The organism is Caulobacter sp. CCUG 60055 (assembly GCF_022750545.1).
Classification (GTDB): Bacteria; Pseudomonadota; Alphaproteobacteria; order Caulobacterales; family Caulobacteraceae; genus PUIC01.
Window position 1 is genome coordinate 59730 of record NZ_PUIC01000016.1, and the last position, 26450, is coordinate 86179.

The window sequence follows — 26450 nt, forward strand, 5'->3', positions numbered from 1 at the left end:
GCCCCGGGGCTGGAGGTCCTTCAGCCGTCGGCCCCCGCCCGCAGCGCCGCCGCCGCCGCCATCACCGCCTCCCGGCGCGGCGCGATCATCTTGGCCGTGTGCGCCTCGACCGCCGCCAGGATCTGGGGCGGCGCGGTCTCCGGCCGGCCGGCGTCGAACGGCGGTTCGGGCGAATACTCGAAGCCGAGCTGGAGGGCCTGGGCGACGTCGGGACCGGCGATCTCAGCCGCCAGGGTCAAGGCGAAGTCCAGTCCCGCCGTCACCCCGCCCCCGGTCAGCACGTGGCCGTCGCGCACCACCCGCGCGGCGTCGGGCGTGGCGCCGAACGGGACGAGCAGGTCGCGCCACGCCCAGTGGCAGGCGGCCCGCCGCCCCCGCAGCAGCCCCGCCGCGCCCAGGATCAGCGAACCCGTGCAGACCGAGGTGACGTAACGCGCGCCGAGGCCCAGGCGCCGCACCTCGCCGATGAAGGCCGCATCAAGCATGGCCTCGGCGCAGCCGAACCCCCCGGGCACGCACAGCACGTCGCAGGCCTCGACCTCGGCCAGCCGTTGGGTGGGAAAGGTCAGGCCGTCCTCGGCCGTCACCACGCCGCCGTCGGCCGAGGCGCGGATGACCCGCGCGCCCGGCAGGCGGCTGAGGATCTGATGCGGGCCGGTGAAATCCAGCTGGGTGATCTGCTGGTACAGCGGAAAGACGATGGTCAGGCTCTGTCGGGTCATGGCGCTCTCTCCGGCGTGGGATTGACCCGCCCAGCTTGCCGGCCCTAGGGTCTGGCTGAAATGACATTATTCCCACTTTTTCAGCCATGCCCCTCACGATCGGCGTCCTGATCTTCCCGCAGTTCCAACTGCTCGACGCCGCCGGACCGCTGGCGGCGTTCGAGATGCCGGCGCGCGGCGTCCAGCCCTCTCCCTACGTCCTCAAAGTGCTGTCGGCCGAGGGCGGCCTGACGGCCAGCTCCTGCGGCGCGGCGATGATGTCGGCGCCGCTGTCCGAGGCGCCGCGCCTGGACACCCTGATCGTCGCCGGCGGCGAGGGCACGCGCGCGCCGGCGCTCGATCCTCGCGTGACGGCTTATGTGCGGGCCCAGGCCGAAACCGCCCGCCGGGTGGCCAGCGTCTGCTCGGGGGCCTTCATCCTGGCGGCCGCCGGCCTTCTGGACGGCCGCCGGGCGACCACCCATTGGCGGCGAAGCGCCCAGCTGGCCCGCCGCTTTCCGCGCGTGACCGTCGAGCCCGACCGCATCTTCGTCCGCGACGGCAAGATCTGGACCTCGGCGGGGATCAGCGCCGGCGTCGACCTGGCCCTGGCCTTGATCGCCGAGGACCTCGGCGAGGCGGTCGCCCGCCGCACGGCCCAGGAGCTGGTGGTCTATCACCGCCGTCCCGGCGGACAGTCGCAGTTCTCGGCCCTCCTCGACCTCGACGGCCGAAGCGACCGTTTCGCCCCCCTGCTCGCCTGGGCGCGCGAACGCCTCGCCGAACCGTTGCCGGTCGAACGCCTGGCCTGCGAGGCGGGCATGAGCCCCCGGAATTTCGCCCGCGCCTTCGCCGCCGAGGTCGGCGTCACCCCGGCCAAGGCCGTCGAGCGGCTGCGGCTGGAGGTCGCCCGCGAGCGGGTCGAGGCCGGCGACGCTCCCATCGACGCCGTGGCGCAGGCCGCCGGCTTCGGCGACGCCGAGCGGATGCGGCGCGCCTTCATCCGGGCGTTCGGCCAATCGCCGCAGGCGTTGCGCCGGATCGCCCGGACCGCCGCCGCTTGACCGGCCGCCCCGGCTCGCCTCAGATGATCGTTGATAAGGCTGCAACAGACGGCCTGCCCCGGAGGACATCATGACGGCGACCCCACCCGCGACGGCGAACGGCCGCAAGACCCTGTTCGTCACTGGCGGCGCCAGCGGCATCGGCCTGGCCGCGGCCCGCCATTTCGCGGCGCGAGGCTGGTTCGTCGGCCTGGCCGACATCAACACGGCCGGGCTGCGCGACGCCCTCGCCGCCATCGGCCCCGACAACGGCGTGACCGTCCAGTTGGACGTGCGCGACCGCGCCGCCTGGGACGCGGCGCTGGAGACCTTCGCCACGGCGGCGGGCGACCGGCTCGACGTGCTGCTCAACAACGCCGGCATCGCCAGTTTCGGCTGGTTCGAGGAGGTGGCGGCCAGCGACGCCGACCGGATGATCGACGTCAACATCAAGGGGGTGGTCAACGGCGCCTACGCCGGCCTGCCCCTGCTGGCGCGCACCCCGGGCTCGCGGCTGGTCAACGTGGCTTCCTGCGCCGGCATCTACGGCGCGCCGAAGCTGGCGGTCTATTCAGCCACCAAGTTCGCGGTGCGCGGCCTGTCGGAAGCCCTGGACGTCGAGTTCGCCCGGCACGGCGTGGGGGTGCGCTGCGTCATGCCCTGGTTTGTCGACACTCCGATCCTGCAGGCCGGCTCGCAAGGCTCGAACGAGGTGATGCGCGACCGCATCCGGGAGGGCGGGCTGCCGGTCTACACCACCGACGAAGCGGCCCAGGTGATCTGGGACGCCGCGCATGGGGCGGAGCTGCACTACACGGTGGGCAAACGGGCCAAGCAGCTTCGCTTCGCGGCCCGCTTCTTCCCCGGCGCGGTCAGGAAGCAGATGAAGGCGTCGACTTCGGCGTTTTGACGGCGCCGGCCTCGGCCTTGCCAGCTTCGCCATGGGCGTCCTGGGAGGGCTTGGCCGACTTGGCGGCGTCGGGCGCGGCCTTGGCGGCCGGCTTGCCGTCCGCGGTCGCTTCCGGCGCGACGGGCTTGGCCGCCGGCCCGGAGGCTTCCGGCTTCAGCACCGCCGAGGCCAGGATGACCGGCGCGGCGGCCGGCTGGCGGTCCGGCTGCGGCGTCGCGGCCATCGGCGCGAAGCTGGCGTAGACCGGCTGCAGCGTCCGGTCGGCCTCGATGGACCGCTCGGGGGTGCGCAGGAAGTTGTCCGGCGCGCCGGCGCGGCCGCCGAAGCGATAAAAGACGTGCAGCCCGACCTGGGCCACGCGCATCATGCCGCCCCAGCCTGGCGCGACGCCGACCACATGGAAGTGCGTGGCGTTGCCGACCTCGGAAGCCACCGCCCCGCCGAGGGCGCGGGCGGCGACCTGCTCGGCCCGACGCCAGGCCACCGTCTCGCGCTGGCGGCGCATCGAGCCGTCGCAGGCGAAGCTGAACTGGCAGGAGCCCGCATGGGCGCCTTGGAAGACCACGCCGCAGATGGTTTTCGGGAAGGCCGGATTACGCACCCGGTTCAGCACCACCTGGGCGACCGCGGCCTGGCCGGCCGAGGTCTCGCCCCGGGCCTCGTAATAGACGGCCTGGGCCAGGCATTCGAGGTCGCGCGTCGATTCCAGGGCGTTGACGCCCGGCGCGCTGAACGGCCTGGCCGAGACGGTGAACGGCGCATAGCCGCCGACGGGGGCGAAGTCGCCGGGGATCGCGCCGCGCAGGCCCGCGCGCACCACCAGCGGATCGTTCTGGCCCTTCTGGCGGGCCTTGGCTTCGAGCTGGGCCGCGAACACGGCGGCCTGACGGTCACGCTCGCCGCCGACGCCGAACGGATCGTGCCGCTGGGCCACGGCGAGGGCGCCCGGGTCCATCCCGGCCGCCTGCTGCTGAAGAGCGGTTTCGGAAAATCCCGCGGTCGCTCCCGACGCCAACCGCGTAATCTTTGCATGCGACGCGGCCTGACCGGCCATGCCGCTGCCTAAATAGGCGCCGCCTAGCGCCAGGCCGACCGCTGTTCCGACAGAAGCGGCCACGCCCAGCGCACGCGCATCCGCGCGGGCTTGCGTCTTTACTTTCAATGCTTTCGTGTCCTGTGTGGCGAGGGCGGACGCGCCCCCCAACATCGACGCCGAACTGAACCAGTTAGTCTTCTCAGGGTCCCGTACAGCGGAGGTTCGGCCGGTTCACGATTTGGCCGAGGTCCCTCGTTCTACGCCTTTGTATGGCAGGAATGTGACCGAGTCGCAAGGCCATGCCGCAACGCAACATTGTCAAGTCCGTTAACCTTGCCGATTGTGCGGCGCGCAATTCCCCCTTCCGCAGTTTACAATCATCGCGGCGATCCCAGGAAATCCAAGGCGATTCCGTTACATATCCGAGACCCCCGCCCACTCCCGCGTTAAGGGAGCGGCGCATCCTGGGATTGTGCCACCGAATTTACGCCGCATCGCAACATAGCCGTCCGGACGCGCCTTCGAGGAACCGGGATCGACCCGTCGCCGTTTCTCCGGTCAGGCGATTCTCCCGGAGACCACCATGCGACACCTGATCGGCGCCCTGGCCCTGGCGGCCCTGGCAGGAGCCCTGAGCGGCTGCGGCCACGACATGGAACAGCGCGCCGCCACAGGCGGCGTAGCCGGCGCGGCGGTGGGCGGACCGATCGGCGCGGTCGTCGGGGCCACGGCCGGAGCGGTGGTCGATACCGCCTCCAAGGGGTCGAGCGACCAGAAGACCCCGCCCAAATAAGGGCGCCGAATCCGGCGACGGTCGCCCGAGCCGTCGCCGTGCGCCCCGCACGATCCCATCTGGAGCCCGTATGAGCAAAGTCCTGAAACTCGCGGCGGCCGCCGCGCTGACGGCCGGTCTGGCCGCCTGCGGCCACAACATGGAGCAGCGGGCCGCCACCGGCGCCATCGCCGGCGCGGTCGTCGGCGGTCCCGTCGGCGCGGCGGTGGGGGCCGGCGTGGGCGTCGCCGTCAACGGCGTCTCCAAGTCCGGGCCGAAGTCCCGATAGGCCGCCCGGCCGGGACGTCTATTCCCCGGCCGGATTGCGCGGATCGAGCGGCAGCCCCTCGGCCTGCCGGCGCTTCAACAGCCTCAGCCAGCCATGCAGGGCCTCGCAGTCCAGGCCGTGCATCATCAGCCGGTAGCCGGCGCCGAAGGTGGACATCGGCACCAGCGGGTGGCCGTTCTTGATGAAGCTGAGGTGGTAGTCCGTCCCCAGGATCTTGGCGACGTAGATGGCGATCACCTCGTCGAGCTGCAGCGAATTGACCGCCCGCACGAAGTCGTGGCGCGGCAGCATCAAGGCGTAGAACGGCGTGTAGACCTCGACCGCCGTCTGCACGTCGGCGAAGTTCCACGGCCTGTCGGGGAACGGCTCGAAGTCGAACGGCCCGTCGGTGATCATCGAAAAGTCGGGCCGCGCGACCGGGGCGAGGTCCCGCCCCTGCGCCCGCAGCGACGCGTTCAGCTCGATGACGAAATTGAAGACGTTGAGGTCGTGCTGCAGGAAGACGTTGTCCTCCAGGTCCTTGAGCGAGCGCGGCCGCAGCGGACGGCTGTCGATGGTCACCGGGCCGGCGTTGGCCTTGATGAAGGCCAGCAGTTCGGTGCCGATATGGAAGTGCCGCAGGATCAGCAGGTTGGTCTGCGGCGTGGCGAAGGTCTTCAGGCCCCAGTGGATCAGCCGGTGCAGGGCGCCGTTGAAGTTCGGCCAGTGGACGAACACGCGCCGCAGCAGGTGCACGACCACGAAGAACACGAAGATCAGCGGGCGCAGGGCCGGCAGCAGGAAGCTGCGGGAATAGGAGGCGTTGCCGACGACCAGGGCCCGCTTGGCGTCCTCGTCCACGGGCAGGCTGTGGTCCAGCCACAGGGCGAGCCAGGGATCGGGATCGGCCGGATCGTGGGCGGCGGCGTCGAAGCGCTGACCGAGACGGGGTTTGCGAGCCATGGGACCAGTCCTCCTCAGCGCACGTCTTCGATCTGCATGGCGTAGAGCCGGCCGGTGACCTCGGCGCAGCGGACGATGCGCGCCTCGACCGCCGGATCGGGCAGGACCATGGCCAGCATCGCCTCGAACTCGGTCATGTGATCGCCGTCGTTGGCTCCGTGATAGACGAGGAACCGCACGGCCTCGTCGGACAGGGACAGCTGCCGGGCGATCGCCCGGCCCCACCCGGCCGCCTTGATCGAGCCCAGCCCCTCGATGATGAACATCGCGCCCAGCAGGCCGAAGGGGTTGGGCTTGGACGCCTCGGCGAACATCCAGGCCGACAGCGCCTCGGACCCGACGTTCTTGGCCCCGGAGCGGATGTCCTCGAGCCGCCCGCCGGCGGCGACGTAGTCGGCCTCGATCAGCCGATAGTCGCGGTGCTCGGTGGCGGCGTGGCGCATCAGGGTCGAGCGCAGCTCGAAATGCGCCTCGTCGACATTGGAGGCCGCCCGCGAGATCCAGCACGCGCCGTCGACCACCTGCTGGCGCAGGTTCATCAGCAGCGCGCGGTAGTCGTCGATGGTCAGCAGGCCCCGGTTCAGGCGCCGCACCAGGGGCGTCGAGTCCAGGCGCGCCTCGAAATCGGTCCACGCCACCGCCAGCTTGCGCAGGACCGGCGCCGTCGTCGCCCCGCCCTCCTTCGTCCGCGCGCTCATCGCCCTGCCCCTTCCACCGCCGTCAACATCATGAAGCCGACCGTCGCCCGGCCGCTCTCCGGCACGATGCACAGCACCCGCTCGCCCGCCTTCAGCCGGCCGGAGCGCAGGAAGGCGTCGAGCATGATCCAGATCGAGGCCGAGCCGGTGTTGCCGCAGGTCGCCAGGTTGGTGAACCAGCGCGCCTCCGGGATCATCGCCCCGGTCTGCTCCAGCAGGCGGACGATCTCCTCGCGCAGCGACCGCGCCGAATAGTGGCAGAGCAGGTGATCGACCCCGGCCGGGTCGATGCGGCCGGCGTCGACCTTGTCCAGATAGACGCCCACCCAGGCGCGGATCACCGCCTTGAGCTGGTCGAAGTCCTGCAACAGCGCCATCGCGCCCTGGGCGAAACCCGCCTCCGGCCCGGCGTGGGACCAGGCGCTCTTCATGTCGTGGCGGGCGGCCTTGGTCGAGCCGGCCCACATGCAGGCGTCGAAGCGCCCGGCCAGCGAGGTCATGTCGATCCAGTCGACGCGCAGGCCGAGCCCGCGCCCAGCCGGGCGTGGCTGCATCACCGCCGCACCGGCCCCGTCCGACAGGGTCCAGCGCAGGAAATCCGCCTCGATCGCCAGCCGCCCCTTGGCGTCGACCAGGGCCGTGCCTTCGTAGAAGTGCGGCCGGAACCAGCGCGACGAGAACTCGCCGGCGGTCGCCGCCGCCAGCTCGGCCTCCCCGGCCCGCACCGCCAGCCAGGCCGCCTTGGCCGCCATCAGCGACGAGGCGCAGACCGACTGGAAGCTGGCTGTCTCCAAGGGGCCGCAGCCCAGTTCGCCGTGCACGGCGGCGGCGTGGCCCGGCGCCAGATAGTCGCCCTGGGTGGTGGCCGCCGCCAGCAGGTCGAGGTCGTCGGCCGCATGGCCCGCCGCCTCCAGCGCGGTCCGCACGGCGGCGGCGCACATCGAGGCGTTGGAGTGCAGGGGCCGGCCCTCGGGGGTCAGGGCGTAGTGACGGGTGTCGATGCCGTTCCAGTGCAGGGCCCGCCGCCCCATCGCCGACCGGCGGCCGCAGACGAGGCCGAGATAGTCCTCCATCCGGTCCTGCCCCACCGGCTCGCCCGGCAGGAAAGCTCCCGTCCCGCTGATGAAGACGTCACGCAACATGGTCATGGCTAGGGCTCCGAGGTTGGAACGCCCCGACCCTAGCCGATCGCCGCAAACATGCAAGTGATTACTCACTTACATGTTCGACACCGCGCCGGACCGGCCTCCCGTCAGAATCTGTCAGCAGGGTGACGCAGAGCCGACGCGCTCCCCTAGCCAGCGGCGATGTTCGCCCCTAACTTCCGTTCATGCCCCGTTCCTCCTCCCCGACCGGCGTCGAGGACGCCTCCGCCCGGTTCATCCACGATGTCGCGGTGAGCGATCTGACCGGCGGCGCGGTCGCGACCGCCTGGGCGCCGCACCGGCCGGCGCGGCCCGACAAGGTCGAGGGCGGCCGGCGCTTCAAGCTGGTGTCGGAGTACCAGCCGGCCGGCGACCAGCCCACGGCCATCAGCGACCTGGTGAGCGGGCTGGAGGGCAAGGAGAACGACCAAGTCCTGCTCGGCGTCACCGGCTCGGGCAAGACCTTCACCATGGCCAAGGTGATCGAGGCCACCCAACGCCCGGCGCTGATCCTGGCCCCGAACAAGACCCTGGCCGCCCAGCTCTATTCCGAGTTCAAGAGCTTCTTCCCCGAGAATGCGGTCGAGTTCTTCGTCAGCTACTACGACTACTACCAGCCGGAAGCCTACGTCCCGCGCACCGACACCTATATCGAGAAGGACTCCTCGATAAACGAGCAGATCGACCGCATGCGCCACTCGGCGACCCGGGCGATCCTGGAGCGCGACGACGTCATCGTCGTGGCCTCGGTCAGCTGCATCTACGGCATCGGCTCGGTCGAGACCTACACGGCCATGACCTTCACCCTGGAGGTCGGCCAGACGGTCAACGAGCGCCAGATGCTCGCCGACCTGGTGGCCCAGCAGTACAAGCGCAACGACCAGGCCTTCGAGCGCGGCACGTTCCGCAAGCGCGGCGACGTGCTGGAGATCTTCCCCGCCCACTACGAGGACCGCGCCTGGCGGGTGTCGCTGTTCGGCGACGAGGTCGAGGCGATCATGGAGTTCGACCCGCTGACCGGCAAGAAGACCGCCGACCTGCCGTCGATCCGCATCTACGCCAACAGCCACTACGTCACGCCGCGCCCGACCCTGATCCAGGCGATCAGCTCCATCAAGGCCGAGCTGAAAGAGCGTCTCGACTGGCTGGTCGCCAACGGCAAGCTGCTGGAGGCCCAGCGCCTGGAGCAACGCACCAATTTCGACGTGGAGATGCTGGAGACCACCGGCTCCTGCGCCGGCATCGAGAACTACAGCCGCTACCTGACCGGCCGCAAGGCGGGCGAGCCGCCGCCGACCTTCTTCGAATACATCCCCGACAACGCCCTGCTGTTCACCGACGAGAGCCACCAGACGGTGCCGCAGATCGGGGCGATGTACCGGGGCGACTATCGCCGCAAGTTCACCCTGGCCGAATACGGCTTCCGCCTGCCCTCGGCCATGGACAACCGCCCGCTCAAGTTCGAGGAGTGGGACGCCATGCGGCCGCAGACGGTGCACGTCAGCGCCACCCCCGGCCCCTGGGAGATGGAACGCGCCGGCGGCGTCTTCGCCGAGCAGGTGATCCGCCCCACCGGCCTGATCGACCCGCCGGTGCATGTGCGCCCGGTGAGCAAGGACGGCTTCAGCCAGGTCGACGACGTCATCGCCGAAGCGCGCGACGTGGCCAAGCACGGCTATCGCACCCTGGTCACCGTGCTGACCAAGAAGATGGCCGAGGACCTGACCGAGTACATGCACGAGCAGGGCCTGCGCGTGCGCTACATGCACTCGGACGTCGACACCCTGGAGCGGATCGAGATCATCCGCGACCTGCGCCTGGGCGCGTTCGACATCCTGATCGGCATCAACCTGCTGCGCGAGGGCCTCGACATTCCGGAATGCGGGCTGGTCGCCATCCTCGACGCCGACAAGGAAGGCTTCCTGCGCTCGGAGACCTCGCTGATCCAGACCATCGGCCGGGCGGCGCGCAACGTCGACGGCAAGGTCATCCTCTACGCCGACCAGATCACCGGCTCGATGGAGCGGGCCATGGCGGAGACCAACCGCCGCCGCGAGAAGCAGGAGGCCTACAACCGCGAACACGGCATCACGCCCGAGAGCGTCAAGCGCGGCATCAAGGACATCCTCGACAGCCCCTACGAGAAGGACCGCGTCACCGTGCCGGCCGGACTGGCCGAGGACGGCGGCAAGCCCTTCGTCGGCGACAACTTCAAGGCCACGCTCAGGGACCTGGAGACCCGGATGCGCGAGGCCGCCTCCAACCTCGAGTTCGAGGAGGCCGCCCGCCTGCGCGACGAGGTCAAGCGGCTGAAGATGCTCGACCTGGAGTTCGCCAACGACGCCATCACCGCCGAAGGCGAGACGGCCGACAAGTCGGCCCCGGCGCGGCTCAGGAAAGAAGCGCGGGCGGAAGCAGCTGAGCGGTTCCGGAAAGGCCGGCGCTAGGGCGTTCGCGGCGCGCCGGCGCGTAGCCGCCGCCACACCCGCCAGCCGACGAACAGCAACACCGCCAGCAGCAGCGGCACGAGGACCGGCGCGATGAAGGCCAGCGCCGCCATGCCGGCCGAGGCCAGGTCCTCGAAGACCGACACGAACGGATTGGCGAGGCCGGCCGTCGTCGCCGTGCTGGCCACCCGGGTTCCGGTCTGGGCGGCGTGGAACGCCAGGGCGGTCGGCGCGCCGATGATCAGGCCGGCTATGGCCGCCACGGCCGGGTCGGCGTGGGTGAACACGGCCCCCGCGACCAGGATGGCGGCCAGGGGGCGCGTCACCGTGCCGACGGCGCTGAGCGCGTGGTCGACCAGCGGAATCTTGTCGGCGGCCAGTTCGACGACGGTGGCGACGCCGAGCGCGGCCAGGGCGGCGTTGGAGCCGAGCCAGGCGACGTGCGGGTTCAACCCGACGCCGAACCAGCCGAACCGGGCGACGACGGCCAGCATGAGCAGGGGCAGGAAGGTCCGCAGGCCGGTGGCGGCGGCGAGACCGAGGCCCAGGAGGGCCGGCAGAACCCAGGTTTGCATCCGAGGCCCTCGCGGGGTTGCGCCGGCCAGCAGACCACAACCGCACCGCGCCGGCCACCTGAAACCATCCGGGCGCCACATTGACTCGCCCCATGCGCGAAACCGGACTCGCGCAAAGCGAAAGCGATGCGGCGGCGCCACAGCTCGATCAAAGTTAAGTCGTGACGAACCTTGTTAGGAACTCGATTCCACGCCTTGCGTATCCTCTACAGAGCGCCGAGCGGCGCCGCCTCGGAAGCGGTCCGAGAGACGCCGGCGCGGCGGCTCGCGGGAGATAGAGACCATGGGCGCACGTCTGACGGTTGTACACGGCGTCAACGCCGTCGAAGAGTCGGCGGCGGTTCGTATCCAACGTTTGCAGCTTGAGGCGCACGCGCTGGCGCGTGAGCAGATCGAAGTGCTGGAGGCGGCGATCATCGACCTGGCGGCCCAGGCCGAGGCCGTGGCCTCGGGCGGGGACGCCTATCCGGTAGGCGCCCGCGAACTGGCTCGACGCCTGGCCCTCGAACTGCCGTCCAAAGCCGACACCCTCAAGATCATCCTGGCGCGCGACTGAGCGCCGGCCGCGCCTCTCCTTCCCGCCGTTCAGCGACGGCGGACGGACGAGATGCTGTGGCCAAGGCCGAGCCGGCGCAGGTCGCTGACCGAGGAGGTCACGAACACGCAGCGGCCGCGATAGTTCGCGTCCCGGCATAGCTCCCAGCGGCCGCCGCGGACATGGATCGACAGCGCCCGGTCGTTCATGGGCGTGGCCGCCAGATTGGGAATGCTGTGGGACACGCGCAGCGCCCGGCCGCGCCAACCGAGATCGCTATAGAGCGTCAGGCTGGCAGGACCATGCGGCGGCCGGTGGTGATGTCCCGGCGGATACGGCGGCGGCCGTGGCGCAGGGGGCCTGGGCGGCGGCGGTTTCGGACGCGGCGGTTGCGGCCGGGGCGGTTGAGGTCTCGGGGGCTGAGGCCTGGGCGGCTGAGGCTTGGGCGGCTGGATCTGCGGGCCGCCGGGGCCTTGCGGCGCGGGTTTGGTCTCAGGCGCCTGCGCCCCCGCTCCCGGCGCCCAAGCGGCGAGGACCGCCGCCAACGCCCACGCCGTCACAGAGCCGGCTCGCGCCATTCCGCGTGTCCTTCCCGTCATAGCAACGGCAGGATGCAAAGCCTCCAGGCTCGGCCCGTCAACTCAAAAAAACGCCGTTCTCCGATCAGGCCAGCACGTCGGCGTGCTCCGGATGCCGGCGCAGCCAGGCCGCCGCATAGGCGCACAGCGGGACGATGAACAGTCCCTCGGCGCGGGCGTGGGCGACCACGCCCGCCATCAGCCGCCCGGCCGAACCCTTGCCGCGCAGGGCCGGCGGAGCCTCGACGTGCGGGATGATCAGCCGATGCCCTTCGCGCCGATAGTCGGCGAAGGCGGTCTGCCCCTCCTCGACCAGCTCGTAGCGGCTATGTGCGACATTGTCGGCGACGGGATTGGACTCGGTCATGGAACCTCTTGCGGCGGCGGCCGCTTCCACAGCGCCCGCGTCAGGACTTAAGATGACACAACCAACGCCCGCAGGGAGGAGCGGTTTCATGCGTCCAGCGCTCATCGTCGGAATGGCCTCGATCGCCGCGCTCGCGGTCGCCGGCTGCAACAAGAAGGAGGACGCGCAGAAGCCGGCCGAGCCGCAGGCGGCTGGAGCCGCCTCGCCCGCCGCGACCGCCCCGGCCTCCGCCTCAGCCTCCATCACGCAGCCTATGCGCAAGCCGGGCCTGTGGACCCAGACCATCACCATCAGCGACGGCGGCCTGACCCAGACCAGCAAGCTGTGCCTCGACGAGGACTCCAGCGCCAAGCTGTCGATGTTCGGCCAGCAGATGAGCAAGGACGCCTGCGAGAAGAACGACCTGGCGCGAGGAGCGGACGGCTCGATCACCTTCTCGTCGGTGTGCGACATAGGCACGGGCGGCAAGACCACCACCACCGGCACGATGACCGGAGACTTCGCCAGCAAGTATCACGTGGTCGCCAAGACTTCGACCACCGGGGCCGAGGCGCCGCAGATGAACGGCTCGCGCACCCTCAACATCGACGCGGAATGGACCGGCCCCTGCCCGACCGGCTTCAAGCCCGGCGACATGGAGATCGCCAAGGGCGTCAAGATCAACGTCCTGGCGATGAGCGCCAAGGGGGCGGCGGCCAAAAGCGGGCGCTGACCGCGCCTTCACCTCAAGAGCCCCGCTCACGCCAAATCCCGGAAAGCCCCTGCGGGCTTCCGGGATGACCGTAGGCGATCCTTAGACCAGCTCCACCGCCATGGCGACGGCTTCGCCGCCGCCGATGCACAGCGCGCCGACGCCGCGCTTGCCGCCGCGCGCTTCCAACGCCGACAACAAGGTGGCCAGGATGCGCGCGCCCGAGGCGCCGATCGGGTGGCCGAGGGCGCAGGCGCCGCCGTTGACGTTGATCTTGTCGCGGGGAATGGCCAGTTCCTGCTGAGCGATCATCGCCACCACGGCGAAGGCCTCGTTGATCTCGAACAGATCGACGTCGTCGACGCTCCAGCCGGCCTTCTTCAAGGCCTTCTGGATGGCGGGCACCGGCGCGGTGGTGAACAGGGCCGGCTCATGCGCGTGGGCGGCGTGGCTGACCACCTTGGCGACCACGTTCAGGCCCAGCTTCTCGGCGACCGAGGCCCGGGTCATGACCAGGGCGGCGGCCCCGTCGCTGATCGAGGCGGCGTTGGCGGCGGTGATGCCGCCGTCGCGGGCGAAGGCCGGGTTCAGGGTCGGGATCTTGGCCGGATCGGCCTTGAGCGGCTGCTCGTCGCGAGAGACGGTCTCGACGCCCTTGCGGGTCTTGACCTCGACCGCCGTGATCTCACGGTCGAAGGCGCCGCTCTCCACCGCCTTCCTGGCGCGGTTCAGGGTCTCGATGGCGTAGGCGTCCATCGCCTCGCGCGTGAACTGATACTGCGCCGCCGACTCCTCGGCGAAGGCGCCCATCAGCTTGCCGGGAGTGTAGGCGTCCTCCAGACCGTCCAGGTACATGCTGTCGCTGACCGTGTCGTGGCCGATGCGGGCGCCGCCGCGATGCTTGGCCAGCAGGTACGGCGCGTTGGTCATGCTCTCCATGCCGCCGGCGACGATGACGTCGACGCTGCCGGCCGCCAGGGCGTCGTGCGCCATGATCGCCGCCTGCATGCCCGAGCCGCACATCTTGTTGACCGTGGTGGCCTCGACCGACTTGGGCAAGCCCGCGGCCAGCGCCGCCTGGCGCGCCGGCGCTTGGCCCAGGCCCGCCGGCAACACGCAGCCCATGACGATCTGCTCGACCTGGTCGCCGGAGACGCCGGCCCGTTCGAGGGCGGCCTTCACCGCCGCCGCGCCGAGGTCCGTCGCCTTGACGGGGGACAGCGCGCCCTGGAAGCCGCCCATCGGCGTGCGGGCGTAGGAAGCGATGACGACGGGATCGGCGGCGGACATGACAGGGACTCCTTGGAAAAGCGGGCGGACTAAACAGCAGGCCGTGCGGGTCTGGCAAGCAGCTTGCGCTGCTGGCGGGCCGTGGCCAGCAGACGGCCGTCGCGCGACCACAGCTCGGCGTCGTCGAGCGCCCAGCCCTCGGCCCCCAGGCGCCAGTCTCGGGTCCTGAACACGACCAGCGCGAAATCGTCGCGAGCCTCCAGCCGGTCGAGGGCGGCGGTGAAGTCGACGCGTAGGTCGACGCTGACATTGGGATGCGGCCGGTCGGCCGCCATGAAGAACGAAGGAAATATGCCGTCGAGCAGGAAGCAGGCCGCGCGGGCGTCCAGCGGCTGGCCCTTCACCCGCATCCAGCATTTAAGGACCGGCTCCGCATCGCCGCCGAACGGCGTGGCCCGCGACGCCCAGCGATAGTCGATGGCGCGGGTGAAGTGCGGCTTGAACCCGTCTGGCAATGGAACGTCGCCGCACGCCTCGGGCGGCGGGACGTCGGGCATGGCCTCCAGGAACCCGACCTCGGCGGAGGCCGCCCCGAAACTGGCCTGCCCGGCGATGCGCAGGCGCTCGCCCTGACGCCCCCTGAACGCGGCGAAGGCGGCCGATCGACCGGCGCGCAGCACCTCGACCGTCAAGGCCATGGGGGCGAAGGCCGGCGACGACAGGAACTGGATCGACAGGCCGCGCGGCGGCTGCGGCGCGCCCAGGACCTCGACGGAGGCGGCCAGGGCCAGCGCCGCCAGATAGCCGCCGTTCGGGCCGCCCGCTTCCGGCGCGGCGGCCGAGGCGGCGTTCGAAAGATGCGGCGGGAGGTCGACAAGGACCGTCCCGCCGCGCCCGATCGAAAGGGCCAGTTCACCGGAGCGCAACTGAAGCGCCGTGGCGAAGGACTCCGCCGTCGCGAAAGCCGCCGCATCGTCCATCGTCATAAATCCTCGACTCGTCAGTTGCGATTAGCAACTTACATGGACAGTTCTCAAAAGCAACCCTCTTGCGTTCCGTCGCGGAACCGCGCAGGCTGACCGGATGGGACGCACCGCGAACTATTCTGACCAGGCCTGCTCGGTGGCCGCGACGCTGGAGGTGATCGGCGATCCCTGGACCCTGCTGATCATCCGTGACGCCTTTCGCGGGCTGCGCCGCTTCGAGCAATGGCAAGAGAGCCTCGGCGTCGCCCGCAACGTGCTGGCCGCCCGCCTCAAGAGCCTGGTCGCCCAGGGGGTTCTGGAGGCCCGGCTCTATAACGAACGCCCGCCCCGCCGCGAATACGTCCTGACCGCCAAGGGCCGCGACCTGCAGCCGGTGCTGCTGGCCATGCTGGGCTGGGGCGACAAGCACGTCTACGGCCCCGAGCGCGCGCCGGTGCGGTTCGTCCACAAGGGCTGCGGCCAGCCGTTCGTCGCGCGCACCGCCTGCGCCCATTGCGGGGAAATCGTCGGGCCGCGCGACCTCGCCCCCCTGCCCGCCCCTGCCGACGCCATGACCGTCGGACAGGCCTTCGCGCTGAACGAGGCCGAGAAGGCGACGGCTTGAGCCGCTATCGCTTCCATGTCCACCGCCGTCGCCCGGCCTATCGGCTGGTCACGGCCGCGACCTTTCCGCCCGAGGGCCGGATACTATGCGCGCGGACTAATCTGGGCCGACTACCCCGCGACCTTTCCGCCCGAGGGCCGGATCGAGGACTGGAGCTTCACCCGCGAGCGCGACGCCGCCGACGTCAACGCCGACGTCCGCCGCATGGTCGACGAGACCGGCTACTGCCTGTTCAAGATCGGCTGCCGCTTCGACGAAATCGACGACGGCGCCGCCGGTTGACCGGCGTCAGGCCAGGGCCGCCGTCGTGCCGGCGATGAAGCCGCCGCCAAGCACGCGCTCGCCGTCGGCCGGGTCGTAGAGCACGCAGGCCTGGCCGGGCGAAACGCCCTCCTCCGGCCCGTCGAACGCCACCAGGGGGCCGTCCGCGCCGCCCGGGACCAACCGCGCCGGAGCCGGCTCGCGGGTCGAGCGCACCCGGGCCAGCACCGCCTGGCCGTCCGCCGCCGCCGCGTCGATCGTCGGCTGGTCGCCGAGCCAGTTGATTTCCTTCAGGCTCAGCGAGCGGGTCAGCAGCGCCTCGCGCGGGCCGACGATCACCTCGCGCCTGTCGGCGTCCAGCCGCACCACGAACAGCGGCTCGCCGACGGCGATGTTCAACCCCCGGCGCTGGCCGACCGTGTAGCGGGTCACGCCGTCGTGGCGGCCCAGCACGCGCCCGTCCAGGTGGACGATGTCGCCGGGGATCGCGCCCTGCGGACGCAGGCGGTCGATCAGAGTGACGTACTTGCCTTCCGGCACGAAACAGATGTCCTGGCTGTCGGGCTTGGTCGCGACATTGAGGCCGATTTCACCAGCGACGCGGCGCACTTCGGTCTTGGGCAGGCCGCCGAGCGGGAAGCGCACGAAATCGAGCTGTTCACGGGTGGTGGCGAACAGGAAATAGCTCTGGTCCCGCGTCGGATCGACGGCGCGATGCAACTGCGCCCCCGTCGGCGTGGCGATGCGCCGGACATAGTGCCCGGTCGCCATGGCCTGGGCGCCCAGGTCGCGGGCGGTGTCGAGCAGGTCGCGGAACTTGACGGTCTGATTGCAGCGCACGCAGGGGATCGGCGTCTCGCCGCGCAGGTAGCTGTCGGCGAAATCCTCGATCACCTCCTGGCGAAAGCGGCTTTCATAGTCGAGCACGTAGTGCGGCATGCCGATCATGTCGGCGGCCGTACGGGCGTCGTGGATGTCCTGGCCGGCGCAGCAGGCGCCCTTCTTCTGGATCGCCGCGCCGTGATCGTAGAGCTGCAGGGTCACGCCGACGACGTCGTAGCCCGCCTGTTTGAGCAGGGCCGCAGTGACGGTCGAATCGACGCCGCCCGACATGGCGACCACCACGCGGGTTCCCTTGGGCAGATTGACGGCCCGGTCCGCCGCCTCCACGGCGGCGTCCATCACGGCGATATCGAGCGACATAAGCGGTAACGTCCTGATCAAGGACGCTATTTAGAGCCTCGCCGTCGAAATTGCGAGATCGCCCCGCCCTTTCGGCTCAGCGCAGGAAGTTGAGCAGCGACGAGCCCTGCAGCATCGAGAACACCTGGGCCGAGGCCTGGACCTGGAGCTGGGCCTGCTGGAGCTTGGTGACGGCGTCGGCCATGTTCACGTCGGTGACGTCGCCGATCATGCCGGTCAGCATGGTCTGGCGGGCGACCTGAGTCTTCTGCGAACCGTCGGCGCGGTTCTGGATCAGGCCGTTCTGGGCGGCGGCGTTGGTGAGGCCGGAGCGGACCCCGTCGAACACCGCCAGCTGCCCCTGCAGGAAGGTGCGCTGCGCCGGGGTCAGCTGGCCGCTGAACGGGCCGCCCGGCCCTTGGGCGAAGCTCTGCACCGCCTTGAAGGCGTTGAACAGGTTCGTGCCCAGGCCGTCGGCCAGGAAGCCGGTCTGGATGGTGGTCGACTCGTCCAGCTGGCTGGTCGGCGTCAGGTTGTCGTTCTGGAACAGCGAGGCGACCGAAGGCGCCGCCGTCAGGTCCGACATCTGGGTCGCCGTCACCGGCTGGGTGTTCACCTGGCCGCCGGCGAACAGGTAGCGGCCCTGGAACTTGGAGTTCAAACCGCTGACCGCATTGTTGAACTGGGCCCCGAGGTCACCCATCACCGAGTCGCCCTTGTCGGCGGCCAGGGCGTTGGCGATGGCCTGCCGGGCGGCCTGGGCGGCGTCGGCGATGCTGTTGAGGGCCAGGTCCTGAGACTGAAGCTTGGCCGAGAGAATCTTGCCCTGGTCGATGAAGGTGTCGACCCGGCTCTTGACCGACTGGGCGGCCGCCAGGGTCTCGGCGTCGTTGGCGTAGCCCTTGAGGTCGCTGGCGACCTTGCCGCTCGAGACCTGATTGTTGGCCTGCGACTGATTGAACTGCGCCCGCATCAGATTGGCCAGGATGCTGGAATAGTTGGCGTTGGTGGCTACCCGGTTCATGGCGCTACCTCATCATGCCCAGAAGGGAATCGTAGAGATCCTTGGTGGCCTGGATCATCCGGGCCGAGGCGTTGAACGCCTGCTGGTAGGTCGTCAGCTGGACCAGCTCCTGGTCGAGGCTGACCCCTTCCGAGGACGAGCGGCGAGTGTCGGCCTCGCCCTTCACGGAATCGGCGGACGTCTTGTCGGCGTCGGCGGCCGCGGCCTTGCGCCCGATGCCGCCGCTGAACTCGGCCCCGTACTGCGAGACGGTCATGCTCACCGCGCCGATGGTCCCGGCGGCCGAGAACCGGGTCGCGAGGCCGCCCGAGGCGGCCATGAGGGCGGCGCCGCGGCCGTCGCCGATGGCCAGGGCCGGCTTGCCCGCCGCCGCCGAGGTCAGGTCGAACTTGGCCAGGGCCATCTTCATCGGATCGGCGGTGATGTCCGGACGGATGCTGAACTGCTGGGCCCGGGCGGCGCGGACCGGCGTGCTGATCCCGAACAGCGTGCTCAAGGTCGGGCCGCCAGGCCCGCGGGTGGTGCTGTCGTCGACCACCGAGACCTGCGAGCCGCTGCCGTTGGGCGCGAACGCGAGCTTGCCCTGGGCGTCCAGGTTGAACTGGCCGTAGAAGCCGACGCCGTTGGCGTTGGAGTTCAGCGAGTCCAGCAGGTCCTGCATGGTGCCGCCCACGGGCGGCGTGACGGTGACGTCCCGGACGCGGCCGCCGTCGGCGTCGGCGATGCGCAGGGTGATCGAGCCGCCGGTGAAGCCGTTGGGATCGGTCGCCTTCAGTCCGGTGTCGTAGGTGGCCGGGCCGGTGGACTTGATCAGATCGTTGAGGCCGAAGAAGTGGCTGAAGCCCTTGCCGGTCTTCGACGCCGGCGTGGTCGCGTCGTCCGTTATGGCCACGCCGGAGCCGCCGGCGGCCGACAGGCTCAGCGCGCCGTTGGTGAAGCTGGCCGAGCCGGCCGCGCCCAGGGCCGTGTTCAACGAGGCCAGGAACGTCCCCGGGGTGAAGGCGCTGGCCGGGCCGCCGTTGGTGCTCATCGTGCCGGCGTCGAAATCGATGTCGACGCGGGTCTGCAGATTGCCGCTGGCGTCGACGATGCCGATGGTGGTCTTGCCGGTGAAGCCGCTGACGGCGGTGGGCAGGTCGAGGCCGGTGTTGCGGCCGTTCAGGGTCGAAGGCGCCGGCACCGAGGACGAGGCGTTGTGCGCCCGGTTGATCTGGTCGACGGCCTTGGACACGAACTCGCCGAGCTGGTCCGACAGGCCGGGGATCTCCTTGTCCCGCAGATCGAGCAGCCCCTTGATCTCGCCGCTGGTCATGCGCATCCGCATCGACTGGCTGGTCGAGCCGGCGGGCGTGACCATGATGTCGCCGGTGGCGGTGTCCGACCGCTGGTACGACAGGGTGGCCGCGCCGTCGCCCGCCAACATGATGCCGTCGACGTTGCGGATGTTCACGCCGCCGGTGGCGCGCTGGCTGACCTGGACGTTCATCAGCGAGGCCAGCTGGTTGATCAGGTTGCTCTGGACGTTCTCCGAGCCGGTGGAGTCGGCGCCGACCACCTTGGCGCGGGTGATGTCGCCGTTCAGGGCGTTGATCTGGCTGAGCAGATTGTTGGCCTTGTCCACGTCGGCGGAGATGCGGCTGTCGGCTTCGCCGCTCATGTCCTGGAGCGAGGAGCCGATCCGCTTGGCCTCCGAGAGGAAGTCGGAGATCTGCCCGATGGCCCCGCCGCGGTTGATGGTGGAGGCGGTGTCGGAGCCGGCCTTGGTGAAGGCCGAATAGATCTGGTCCAGGCGGCTGAAGAAGCCGGTGTTGGTGCTGGGATCGCCGAACAGGGCCTGGGCGCGGTCCAGCATGTCGGCCTTGACCCCCGCCGAGCCCGAGTCCGAAGAGGCCGTCAGACTGGCGCGCTGCAGGTAGACGTCGATGGCCCGCGTGACGCTGGCCACGTCGACGCCGGCGCCCATGCCGTTGACCGCCAGGGCCTGCTGGTTGAGGACCTTGCGGACGTAGCCAGGCGTGTTGACGTTGGCGATGTTGTCCGACACCACCCGCAGACCGGTCTGCGAGACCATCAGGCCGGTGGTGGCGCTGGACATGATCGAGTTTAGCGACATGGCCTAGCCCTCTCGCACGGGGTTCAGATGGGCAAAGGTCGACCGCCTCCCGGGCGAAAACTGCCGGGCGCGGCCGCAAGCCGCCGAAAGCGATTCAACTAAGCCTCTGTTTTTCATAGCCTTCCAACTTGGGCGGCGTTTTAGTTCCTCCAACGCAGCGCAAGAGGCGGGCCAGAACGCCTGACGCCGCCTCGAACGCGTCGCGCGCCGCCACCCAGGCGCGGCGACGCTTGCCTAGCGCCCCCAGGCAAAAAACGCCGAGGGCCGCGCCGCGTCGCGCCGAACCCTATAAATTGCCTAATAAATTCAACATATTACTCAGCCACGTCAACTTGGCGCGGGGGTTGCTTACACCCTTCACGACCCGCGCGCGCCCTGCTCGCCCGACCTTGAGATTGTTGACCCGCCACATGACCGCCGCCTCCTCCGCCGCCGGCCCTCAGGCCGCCGCCAAGCCGCAAGGCCTGGCGGCGGTCATGGCCGCGCCCGGCGCGGGCGCGGCCGGCGGGGCGGATGCGCTGTTCGCGGCGCTGCTGTCGGTCCAGGCCGCCAACCTCGCCCAGGGCGAACAGGCCGCCCAGCCGGGAACGCCGGCCTCGCCCACGACGCCGCGCGGCCAGGCCGAACCCGACCAGCCGGCCGGCGACCAGCCCCAGCCGGGCGCCGACGCCGGCCTCGCCGTCGCCCAGGCCCTGGCCGCCGCGCTGGCGGCCCAGGCGCCCGGCGTCGCGCCCCAGCCCGCCGCCCCGACCGCGCCCGGCGATGGTTCGACCGCGACGCCCGCCGCGCCTTCGCGCACCGCCGCGACGATGACGACCGCGGCGATGCAGGCCTCGCCCTTCGCCCCTTCATCGCCATCGCCAGACGTCGGCGCGGCGGGGGTGACGATCGCCCCACCCCAAGCCCAAGCGCAGCCCTCGACGCCGACCGCTCCCGCATCGGCCGGCGGAGTCGCCGCAGCGGCCTGGGCGGCCCTCGCCGAAACGCCGGCGCCCCAGACTTCCGCGCAGCCGCCCTCCGCTCCGGCGACGCAGACGGCCGCGTCGGCCGCCACGCCGTCATCGCCTTCCCCCGCGACGCCCATCGGCGTTGGCGTCGCGCCAAGTCAGGCCGCGGCTGCGCCGGGGCCTGCGCCAGCCGTTGCGGCGCCGATCTCGAACCCCGCCCCAACCTTGGCTTCGAACGCGCCGCCGGCCGGCCCGGCGGCCTTCGGGACCGCGGCCTCAAGCCCCGCGAACGCGCGGGCGAACGGCGGCGAAGCTCCGACCGCAGCCGCGACAGGAACCGCCCCCGTGGTCGCCGGGATCACTGTGGCCGCGCCGAACACGCCCGCCGCGTCGAACACGGGCCCCGTCGCGCCTTCGACGACCGTGGCCGCCGCCTCGGCCCTCGCCGCCGGACAGGACGCCGCCGCCAGGGCGACGGCGCAAACCACTACGGCCGCGCCCGCCGTCGGCCAGGTCCCGGCAGGCCAGGCCATGGCGGGTCAGGCCGCGCCCGCTCAGGCTCCCGGCGCTCAGGCCGTTGTCGCCCAGGCCTCGGACGTCCAGGCGTCCGCCGATGACGGCGCCGTCGCCGAAACGGTCGATCCCGCGGCGGCCTTAGCGCCGAAGCCGGCGACGGCCCCCACGCCAAAGGCGGCCGCGAAGACCGCCGCCGCGTCCAACACGCCCGCCGCGCAGCAGCAGGCCGCGTCCGACCAGTCCTCCATCGCGCCGCAGCCGGCGACGATCGCCGCCAAGGCCGCGCCGGGTGCGGCGACGGATGGAACCGCCCCGTCGGCCGACGGGGCCTCTCCGCGCGCGGCCGACGAGGCGGCGGCCGACGCCGCCAAGCCCCGGCCGGCCGACGCGGACGCCGGCGCCCAGCCCCAGGCCGCAGCCGCCGGGGCCCAGCAACCTCAGGCCCCGGCCGGCGGCGCGCACGCCGGGCCGGAGACCGTCTCGCGTCTCGCCGCCCAGATCACCCGCAAGATCGAAGGCAAGGCGACCCGCTTCGACATCGCCCTCGACCCGGTCGGGCTGGGCCATGTCAACGTCAAGGTCGAAATCAGCGCGCGCGGCGAGCTGACCGCCTCGCTGGCCTTCGACAACCCGCAGGCCGCCGCCGAGCTGAAGAACCGCGCGGGCGAACTGCACCAGGCGCTGGAGCAGGCCGGTTTCGACCTGTCGAAGGGCGGCCTGTCCTTCGGCGCCGACGGCCAGGGCTCCGGCCGCGGCCTCGCCCAGCAACAGCAGCAGAACCAGGACCAGGGCTCCTGGCGCGGCCGCGCCTTCCAGACCGCCGCCGAAGCGGCGGACGACCGCCTCGCCGCCGCCGCCGAGAACGCGCTGCGCCAGCGCCGCAACGACGCCTCGGGCGTCGACATCCGCATCTAGGGACGAACGATGATCTACGATCCTTCCCAGGCCAGCCAGATCACCACCGTGAAGAATCAGGCCGCGGCCGATCCGACCTCGTCCTCGTCGACCTCCGGCACCATCAACGGCGGCGTCTCACGCCTGGCCGACAACGAGCAGACCTTCCTGAAGCTCTTGACCGTGCAGCTCAAGAACCAGGACCCGATGTCGCCGATGGACACCAACGCCTTCACCGCCCAGATCACCCAGATGACCGGGGTGGAGCAGCAGATCGTCTCCAACAAGCTGCTGACCCAGCTGCTCTCGCAGAACCAGAGCGGCCTCGCCTACAGCGCCCTGTCGATGATCGGCAAGAACGTCACGGCCGCCGGAACCGACCGCCCCCTGACCAACGGCCAGGCGACCTGGAAGATCAACCTGGCCTCCAACGCCTCGGCCGCCACGGTGCAGGTGGTGGATTCCGCCGGCAAGGTGGTGTGGAGCGGCAAGCCGACCTCGACCACGGCCGGCATGCAGTCGTTCACCTGGAACGGCAAGGACAACAACGGCGCCCAGCTTCCGGACGGCGGCACCTACACCCTCAAGGTCGCGGCGGCCGACGCCAAGGGCAAGGCGATCACCGCCAGCACCTACATCATGGGCGTGGTCGACGGCATCCAGCAGGTCAACGGCCAGACCGTGCTGACCCTGGGCAAGCAGCAAGTCTCGTTCAATTCGGTGATCGGGGTGACCAACACCTGATCCGCCGCTTTCAAGGGGCGCCCGAACGGCGCCGACGCGGCTTCGTCGCCGCACCCGCAAGATGCGCCTCCCAACCCGTTTTGAGTTTCTGAGAGGACAACGACCATGAGCATCAACAGCGCAATGCTCGCCGGCGTGTCGGGACTGGTGTCGAATTCGTCGGCGCTGGCCGCGATCTCCGACAACATCGCCAACGCCAACACCATCGGCTACAAGCGCAGCCAGGCCAACTTCCAGACGCTGGTGCCCAACCGCGGCGCCACCACGTCCTACACCGCCGGCGGCGTCACCGCCGTCACGCGGCAGTACGTCACCCAGCAGGGCCTGCCCCAGCGCACGACCTCGTCGACCGACCTGGCGATCGCCGGCAACGGCTTCTTCGTCACCACCGAGAAGGCCGAGAACGTCCAGGCGACCGACACGCGCTCGTTCACCCGCGCCGGCTCGTTCCACCTCGACGAACTGGGCTATCTGAAGAACGACGCCAACCTCTATCTGCAGGGCTGGCTGGTCGACAACAACGGCAACATCGCCACCGACCCGTCCGACATGAGCCGCCTGCAGTCGATCAACGTCGCCGCCGTCGGCGGGACGGCGCAGAAGACCACCCGCATCGGCATCAACGCCAACCTGCAGGCCAGCCAGACGCTGTCGCCGACCAGCACGCCGCTGACCAAGAACGGCGTGGTCGATTCCGCCGCCGCCACCCACAACTACAAGGTCGCCTATCACCCGACCGGCCCGGGCCAGTGGAACGTGACCGTCTCCGACGGGACGAACAACTTCACCGGCGCGGTCAATTTCGGCCCTCCCTACTCGACCACCCTGCCGGGCGACGGCTCGACCACCCTGCAGATCGCGCCAGGCGTCACCGTGCCCCTGGCCTCGCTGGGCCTGACCTCCACCACCGACTCCGCGCCGCTGTACAACCCGGCCAACAACTCGATGGCGGCGTACAACGCCTCGACGGGCACGGGTGTGAAGCCGGACTTCTCGATGCAGGTGCCGGTGTCGGACTCCAAGGGCGGCAAGCGCACCCTGCAGTACGACTTCCTGAAGAGCGACACGCCGAACCAGTGGTACGTCGAGGTTCACGCCATTCCGGCCAGCGACGTCCAGACCGGCCCGGGCCTGAACAACGGCCAGGTCAAGGTCGGCAAGATCGCCTTCACCCAGGACGGCCGCCTCGACTGGGCCGCCATGGCGGCCATGCCGGCCGGCCAGGCGCTGTTCAACGATCCGACCAACGTCACCATCAGCTTCGGCGACTCCTCCTCGCCGACCCCGACGGGCACCGGCGTGAAGTGGGCTTCGGGCCTCGGCGTGTCGGGCCAGGACATCCAGTTCGACATCGGCGGCGCCGGCGCCGGCGGCCTGACCCAGTTCGACAGCCAGTCGGTGGTCCAGTCGGTCACCACCAACGGCACCGCCTTCGGCAACCTGACCTCGATCGAGATCGACCAGAGCGGCTTCGTCACCGCCATCTTCGACAACGGCGTGGCCCGCAAGATCGCCCAGGTCGCCGTGGCCACCTTCCCCAATCCGGACGGCCTCAAGCCGGTGAACGGCAACGCCTACCGCGTCACCCTCGACAGCGGCACCTACAACCTCAAGCCCCCGGGCAACGGCGGCGCCGGCTTCCTGTCCCCCTCGACGCTGGAGGCTTCCACAGTAGACCTGTCGTCGGAGTTCACCGGCCTGATCACTACTCAGCGCGCATACTCGGCTTCTTCGAAGATCATTTCGACGGCCGACCAGATGTTGCAGGAACTCCTGGACGTTAAACGCTAGTAACGAACTTTAACTACTAAAAACACTCGTCGTTACTGTTAAAAGGGGATTTCATGTCGTTGGGGCGCAACATGGTTAGTTGTTTTTTTACTATCGCAATTAAGCCGATGTTATGCCCCGACCTCTATGGTCCCCATCAACAGTGATGGTGGGAAAGGCGCAAAGCCATGTTGCAGCAGCAACGCCTGAACAGCAAAGGCGAGAAGTACGTGATCGGACCGACCGGCGCGCCGCTGACTTTGTCGGATCTGCCTCCGGCCAACACCCAGCGCTGGGTGATCCGCCGCAAGGCTGAGGTCGTGGCGGCGGTGCGCGGCGGGCTGCTGTCGCTGGACGACGCCTGCATGCGGTATTCGCTGACCAACGAGGAGTTCCTCGCCTGGCAGAAGTCGATCGACCGCCACGGCATGGCCGGCCTGCGCACCACGCGCATCCAGCAATACCGCTGACGCCAGGCGATCCAAAAAACAGGAACACGGCCGCGCCCTTCCCGGGCGCGGCCGTTTTTCTTTGCGCCCGGCGTCAGGCCGCGGCGGCGGCGGTCGCGGCGACCTCGGCCTGGCCCTCGGCTTCGGGGAAGCGGTCGCGGCGCTCGGCCGGGATCGACTGGTAGATGTCGGGCGTGGCGATGTTCAGGCGCTTGCGGGCGCTTTCCAGCGGCTCGGCGAACAGCGCCTCGTAGTCCAGGGCCGGGAGCCAGGCCGAGCGGCGGCCGTTGCGCCACGCCTGCATCACCGCCCGCTGATAGGGCAGCCCCGTCCTGGCCTTTTCGAACTGGCGCGCGCCCATGGCGGCGATGAAGGCGAAGCCCAGGCTCTTGGTCTGGGCGTAGGAGAAGGCCACCACGCAGGCCTCGCCCAGGGCGTCGGTGCCGTAGCCGGTCAACACGTGCCAGACGTCGTGGACGTCGCGCATGCGCCGGCCGTACCAGGCGAAGGGATGTTCGAGGTCGATGTCCTCGCCGCCGCGCGCCTTGCGGCTCTCTTCGGCCAGGCCGTAGGCCGACAGCCCGCGCGGCGCGATGAAGTCGCGATAGGCGGCGCCGACGGTGCCCGGACCGAACTGGGCCACCCAGTCGCGGTCCTGCAGCTTGTCGGCGAACTCGTCGCGCAGATAGGCCTGCCGTCCGCCCTCGGCGGTGGCGAGCAGCCGGCGATAGCCCTTGGGCACCGCCTTGCCCGACAGGGCGCGCATGATGACGAACACCTGGACGGTGTCCTCCTTGTCCTTGAGCAGGCGGCGCATGGCGCGCCACGCCGTCAGGGGCTGGAGCCGATAGCTGGACAGGCGGGCGTCCACGTCGGAACGGTCGGTGTTGATCGAAGCCGTGGCGGCGGTCATGGTCGCACCTTTCTCAACGCTTCCCCATCAAAGATGACGCATGCGTCACTTTTTAGCAAGACCCTTGTTACCCGACCGAGGCTCGTCC

The 26450-nt window shown here is 70.2% G+C and carries 28 protein-coding genes; 13 read left to right on the plus strand and 15 right to left on the minus strand.

The window, feature by feature from the left end:
- Positions 1-20 precede the first annotated feature (20 nt).
- Entirely contained in the window at positions 21-722 is a 702-nt protein-coding gene (locus C5708_RS17680) for a DJ-1/PfpI family protein (protein WP_242923140.1), read from the minus strand.
- A gap of 86 nt (positions 723-808) precedes the next feature.
- Between C5708_RS17680 and C5708_RS17685 the strand changes: the two genes are divergently transcribed.
- Both C5708_RS17685 and C5708_RS17690 read left to right on the plus strand, forming a co-directional pair.
- A complete protein-coding gene (locus tag C5708_RS17685; protein ID WP_242923141.1) occupies positions 809-1765 on the plus strand; it encodes a GlxA family transcriptional regulator in 957 nt (318 codons plus the stop codon).
- A gap of 70 nt (positions 1766-1835) precedes the next feature.
- Entirely contained in the window at positions 1836-2654 is an 819-nt protein-coding gene (locus C5708_RS17690; protein ID WP_242923142.1) for an SDR family oxidoreductase, read from the plus strand.
- Here C5708_RS17690 and C5708_RS17695 read toward each other — a convergent pair.
- The gene (locus C5708_RS17695; RefSeq protein ID WP_242923143.1) at positions 2617-3609 is read right to left on the minus strand and encodes a cell wall hydrolase; all 993 of its coding nucleotides are present in this window, start codon (positions 3607-3609) and stop codon (positions 2617-2619) included. The two genes, C5708_RS17690 and C5708_RS17695, sit on opposite strands and share 38 nt — an antisense overlap.
- A gap of 664 nt (positions 3610-4273) precedes the next feature.
- Between C5708_RS17695 and C5708_RS17700 the strand changes: the two genes are divergently transcribed.
- Both C5708_RS17700 and C5708_RS17705 read left to right on the plus strand, forming a co-directional pair.
- Positions 4274-4483 carry a hypothetical protein gene (locus C5708_RS17700; RefSeq protein ID WP_242923145.1) on the plus strand — a complete coding sequence of 70 codons (210 nt, stop codon included), beginning with the start codon at positions 4274-4276 and terminating at the stop codon, positions 4481-4483.
- A gap of 70 nt (positions 4484-4553) precedes the next feature.
- The gene (locus tag C5708_RS17705; RefSeq protein WP_242923147.1) at positions 4554-4751 is read left to right on the plus strand and encodes a hypothetical protein; all 198 of its coding nucleotides are present in this window, start codon (positions 4554-4556) and stop codon (positions 4749-4751) included.
- Positions 4752-4769: 18 nt separating this feature from the next.
- Here C5708_RS17705 and C5708_RS17710 read toward each other — a convergent pair whose 3' ends face one another.
- From C5708_RS17710 to C5708_RS17720, 3 genes are read right to left on the minus strand one after another with little or no spacing between them, the layout of a single operon-like run.
- On the minus strand, positions 4770-5693 hold the full coding sequence (locus C5708_RS17710) for a hypothetical protein (protein ID WP_242923148.1): 924 nt from the start codon (positions 5691-5693) through the stop codon (positions 4770-4772).
- Positions 5694-5707: 14 nt separating this feature from the next.
- On the minus strand, positions 5708-6391 hold the full coding sequence (locus C5708_RS17715; RefSeq protein ID WP_242923150.1) for an iron-containing redox enzyme family protein: 684 nt from the start codon (positions 6389-6391) through the stop codon (positions 5708-5710).
- Complete coding sequence (locus C5708_RS17720; RefSeq protein WP_242923152.1) at positions 6388-7539, minus strand: beta-ketoacyl-ACP synthase III; 1152 nt, start codon at positions 7537-7539, stop codon at positions 6388-6390. Before C5708_RS17720 ends, C5708_RS17715 begins: the two co-directional genes overlap by 4 nt.
- 182 nt (positions 7540-7721) lie before the next feature.
- Here C5708_RS17720 and uvrB point away from each other — a divergent pair, with 182 nt between their 5' ends.
- Entirely contained in the window at positions 7722-9983 is a 2262-nt protein-coding gene (gene uvrB, locus C5708_RS17725) for an excinuclease ABC subunit UvrB (protein WP_242923154.1), read from the plus strand.
- Here the strand turns inward: uvrB and C5708_RS17730 are convergent.
- Entirely contained in the window at positions 9980-10558 is a 579-nt protein-coding gene (locus C5708_RS17730) for a DUF4126 domain-containing protein (RefSeq protein WP_242923156.1), read from the minus strand. The genes uvrB and C5708_RS17730 overlap by 4 nt on opposite strands.
- Before the next feature lie 283 nt (positions 10559-10841).
- Between C5708_RS17730 and C5708_RS17735 the strand changes: the two genes are divergently transcribed.
- On the plus strand, positions 10842-11114 hold the full coding sequence (locus C5708_RS17735; RefSeq protein ID WP_242923157.1) for a hypothetical protein: 273 nt from the start codon (positions 10842-10844) through the stop codon (positions 11112-11114).
- A gap of 29 nt (positions 11115-11143) precedes the next feature.
- Here C5708_RS17735 and C5708_RS19510 read toward each other — a convergent pair whose 3' ends face one another.
- Together C5708_RS19510 and C5708_RS17745 are read right to left on the minus strand one after the other, a co-directional pair.
- Entirely contained in the window at positions 11144-11692 is a 549-nt protein-coding gene (locus tag C5708_RS19510) for a beta/gamma crystallin-related protein (RefSeq protein ID WP_347567027.1), read from the minus strand.
- Between the two features lie 64 nt (positions 11693-11756).
- Positions 11757-12038 (minus strand): GNAT family N-acetyltransferase, encoded by a 282-nt coding sequence (locus C5708_RS17745; protein ID WP_242923161.1) that lies wholly within the window; start codon positions 12036-12038, stop codon positions 11757-11759.
- Between the two features lie 88 nt (positions 12039-12126).
- On the opposite strand from C5708_RS17745, the gene C5708_RS17750 reads away from it, so the two are divergent.
- Positions 12127-12750: a DUF3617 family protein gene (locus tag C5708_RS17750; protein ID WP_242923163.1), complete on the plus strand. Its 624-nt coding sequence runs from the start codon at positions 12127-12129 to the stop codon at positions 12748-12750.
- 81 nt (positions 12751-12831) lie between these two features.
- Here C5708_RS17750 and C5708_RS17755 read toward each other — a convergent pair whose 3' ends face one another.
- Together C5708_RS17755 and C5708_RS17760 are read right to left on the minus strand one after the other, a co-directional pair.
- Positions 12832-14019, minus strand: coding sequence for an acetyl-CoA C-acyltransferase (locus C5708_RS17755; RefSeq protein WP_242923164.1), 1188 nt, complete (start codon positions 14017-14019; stop codon positions 12832-12834).
- Positions 14020-14048: 29 nt separating this feature from the next.
- Positions 14049-14945, minus strand: coding sequence for a thioesterase family protein (locus tag C5708_RS17760; RefSeq protein ID WP_242923165.1), 897 nt, complete (start codon positions 14943-14945; stop codon positions 14049-14051).
- A 97-nt stretch (positions 14946-15042) separates the two neighbouring features.
- On the opposite strand from C5708_RS17760, the gene C5708_RS17765 reads away from it, so the two are divergent.
- Positions 15043-15549, plus strand: coding sequence for a helix-turn-helix domain-containing protein (locus tag C5708_RS17765; protein ID WP_242923166.1), 507 nt, complete (start codon positions 15043-15045; stop codon positions 15547-15549).
- Positions 15550-15564: 15 nt separating this feature from the next.
- Complete coding sequence (locus C5708_RS17770) at positions 15565-15831, plus strand: hypothetical protein (protein ID WP_242923167.1); 267 nt, start codon at positions 15565-15567, stop codon at positions 15829-15831.
- A 6-nt stretch (positions 15832-15837) separates the two neighbouring features.
- Here C5708_RS17770 and mnmA read toward each other — a convergent pair whose 3' ends face one another.
- The 4 genes from mnmA to C5708_RS17790 all read right to left on the minus strand — a co-directional run bounded on the left by mnmA (position 15838) and on the right by C5708_RS17790 (position 21183).
- Positions 15838-17013, minus strand: a complete 1176-nt coding sequence (mnmA, locus tag C5708_RS17775) for a tRNA 2-thiouridine(34) synthase MnmA (RefSeq protein WP_242923168.1) — start codon at positions 17011-17013, stop codon at positions 15838-15840.
- A gap of 76 nt (positions 17014-17089) precedes the next feature.
- Positions 17090-18016, minus strand: coding sequence for a flagellin (locus C5708_RS17780; protein ID WP_242923169.1), 927 nt, complete (start codon positions 18014-18016; stop codon positions 17090-17092).
- Positions 18017-18020: 4 nt separating this feature from the next.
- Positions 18021-20129 (minus strand): flagellar hook-associated protein FlgK, encoded by a 2109-nt coding sequence (gene flgK / locus C5708_RS17785; protein ID WP_242923170.1) that lies wholly within the window; start codon positions 20127-20129, stop codon positions 18021-18023.
- Between the two features lie 439 nt (positions 20130-20568).
- Positions 20569-21183, minus strand: coding sequence for a hypothetical protein (locus C5708_RS17790; RefSeq protein ID WP_242923172.1), 615 nt, complete (start codon positions 21181-21183; stop codon positions 20569-20571).
- A 238-nt stretch (positions 21184-21421) separates the two neighbouring features.
- Between C5708_RS17790 and C5708_RS17795 the strand changes: the two genes are divergently transcribed.
- The 4 genes from C5708_RS17795 to C5708_RS17810 all read left to right on the plus strand — a co-directional run bounded on the left by C5708_RS17795 (position 21422) and on the right by C5708_RS17810 (position 25470).
- Positions 21422-22507 (plus strand): flagellar hook-length control protein FliK, encoded by a 1086-nt coding sequence (locus tag C5708_RS17795; protein WP_242923174.1) that lies wholly within the window; start codon positions 21422-21424, stop codon positions 22505-22507.
- 9 nt (positions 22508-22516) lie between these two features.
- Positions 22517-23230: a flagellar hook assembly protein FlgD gene (locus C5708_RS17800; protein ID WP_242923176.1), complete on the plus strand. Its 714-nt coding sequence runs from the start codon at positions 22517-22519 to the stop codon at positions 23228-23230.
- 105 nt (positions 23231-23335) lie between these two features.
- Positions 23336-25021 (plus strand): flagellar hook protein FlgE, encoded by a 1686-nt coding sequence (flgE, locus tag C5708_RS17805; protein WP_242923178.1) that lies wholly within the window; start codon positions 23336-23338, stop codon positions 25019-25021.
- Between the two features lie 167 nt (positions 25022-25188).
- On the plus strand, positions 25189-25470 hold the full coding sequence (locus C5708_RS17810) for a DUF1153 domain-containing protein (RefSeq protein WP_242923180.1): 282 nt from the start codon (positions 25189-25191) through the stop codon (positions 25468-25470).
- 73 nt (positions 25471-25543) lie between these two features.
- Here C5708_RS17810 and C5708_RS17815 read toward each other — a convergent pair whose 3' ends face one another.
- The gene (locus C5708_RS17815) at positions 25544-26362 is read right to left on the minus strand and encodes a Coq4 family protein (RefSeq protein WP_242923182.1); all 819 of its coding nucleotides are present in this window, start codon (positions 26360-26362) and stop codon (positions 25544-25546) included.
- Positions 26363-26450: the final 88 nt, after the last annotated feature.

Bases quoted from the DNA above. Each gene is read 5' to 3' on its own strand.
- C5708_RS17680 (WP_242923140.1), bottom strand. From the start codon at position 722: ATGACCCGACAGAGCCTGACCATCGTCTTTCCGCTGTACCAGCAGATC.
- C5708_RS17685 (WP_242923141.1), top strand. From the start codon at position 809: ATGCCCCTCACGATCGGCGTCCTGATCTTCCCGCAGTTCCAACTGCTC.
- C5708_RS17690 (WP_242923142.1), top strand. From the start codon at position 1,836: ATGACGGCGACCCCACCCGCGACGGCGAACGGCCGCAAGACCCTGTTC.
- C5708_RS17695 (WP_242923143.1), bottom strand. From the start codon at position 3,609: ATGGACCCGGGCGCCCTCGCCGTGGCCCAGCGGCACGATCCGTTCGGC.
- C5708_RS17700 (WP_242923145.1), top strand. From the start codon at position 4,274: ATGCGACACCTGATCGGCGCCCTGGCCCTGGCGGCCCTGGCAGGAGCC.
- C5708_RS17705 (WP_242923147.1), top strand. From the start codon at position 4,554: ATGAGCAAAGTCCTGAAACTCGCGGCGGCCGCCGCGCTGACGGCCGGT.
- C5708_RS17710 (WP_242923148.1), bottom strand. From the start codon at position 5,693: ATGGCTCGCAAACCCCGTCTCGGTCAGCGCTTCGACGCCGCCGCCCAC.
- C5708_RS17715 (WP_242923150.1), bottom strand. From the start codon at position 6,391: ATGAGCGCGCGGACGAAGGAGGGCGGGGCGACGACGGCGCCGGTCCTG.
- C5708_RS17720 (WP_242923152.1), bottom strand. From the start codon at position 7,539: ATGACCATGTTGCGTGACGTCTTCATCAGCGGGACGGGAGCTTTCCTG.
- uvrB (WP_242923154.1), top strand. From the start codon at position 7,722: ATGCCCCGTTCCTCCTCCCCGACCGGCGTCGAGGACGCCTCCGCCCGG.
- C5708_RS17730 (WP_242923156.1), bottom strand. From the start codon at position 10,558: ATGCAAACCTGGGTTCTGCCGGCCCTCCTGGGCCTCGGTCTCGCCGCC.
- C5708_RS17735 (WP_242923157.1), top strand. From the start codon at position 10,842: ATGGGCGCACGTCTGACGGTTGTACACGGCGTCAACGCCGTCGAAGAG.
- C5708_RS19510 (WP_347567027.1), bottom strand. From the start codon at position 11,692: ATGACGGGAAGGACACGCGGAATGGCGCGAGCCGGCTCTGTGACGGCG.
- C5708_RS17745 (WP_242923161.1), bottom strand. From the start codon at position 12,038: ATGACCGAGTCCAATCCCGTCGCCGACAATGTCGCACATAGCCGCTAC.
- C5708_RS17750 (WP_242923163.1), top strand. From the start codon at position 12,127: ATGCGTCCAGCGCTCATCGTCGGAATGGCCTCGATCGCCGCGCTCGCG.
- C5708_RS17755 (WP_242923164.1), bottom strand. From the start codon at position 14,019: ATGTCCGCCGCCGATCCCGTCGTCATCGCTTCCTACGCCCGCACGCCG.
- C5708_RS17760 (WP_242923165.1), bottom strand. From the start codon at position 14,945: ATGACGATGGACGATGCGGCGGCTTTCGCGACGGCGGAGTCCTTCGCC.
- C5708_RS17765 (WP_242923166.1), top strand. From the start codon at position 15,043: ATGGGACGCACCGCGAACTATTCTGACCAGGCCTGCTCGGTGGCCGCG.
- C5708_RS17770 (WP_242923167.1), top strand. From the start codon at position 15,565: ATGTCCACCGCCGTCGCCCGGCCTATCGGCTGGTCACGGCCGCGACCT.
- mnmA (WP_242923168.1), bottom strand. From the start codon at position 17,013: ATGTCGCTCGATATCGCCGTGATGGACGCCGCCGTGGAGGCGGCGGAC.
- C5708_RS17780 (WP_242923169.1), bottom strand. From the start codon at position 18,016: ATGAACCGGGTAGCCACCAACGCCAACTATTCCAGCATCCTGGCCAAT.
- flgK (WP_242923170.1), bottom strand. From the start codon at position 20,129: ATGTCGCTAAACTCGATCATGTCCAGCGCCACCACCGGCCTGATGGTC.
- C5708_RS17800 (WP_242923176.1), top strand. From the start codon at position 22,517: ATGATCTACGATCCTTCCCAGGCCAGCCAGATCACCACCGTGAAGAAT.
- flgE (WP_242923178.1), top strand. From the start codon at position 23,336: ATGAGCATCAACAGCGCAATGCTCGCCGGCGTGTCGGGACTGGTGTCG.
- C5708_RS17810 (WP_242923180.1), top strand. From the start codon at position 25,189: ATGTTGCAGCAGCAACGCCTGAACAGCAAAGGCGAGAAGTACGTGATC.
- C5708_RS17815 (WP_242923182.1), bottom strand. From the start codon at position 26,362: ATGACCGCCGCCACGGCTTCGATCAACACCGACCGTTCCGACGTGGAC.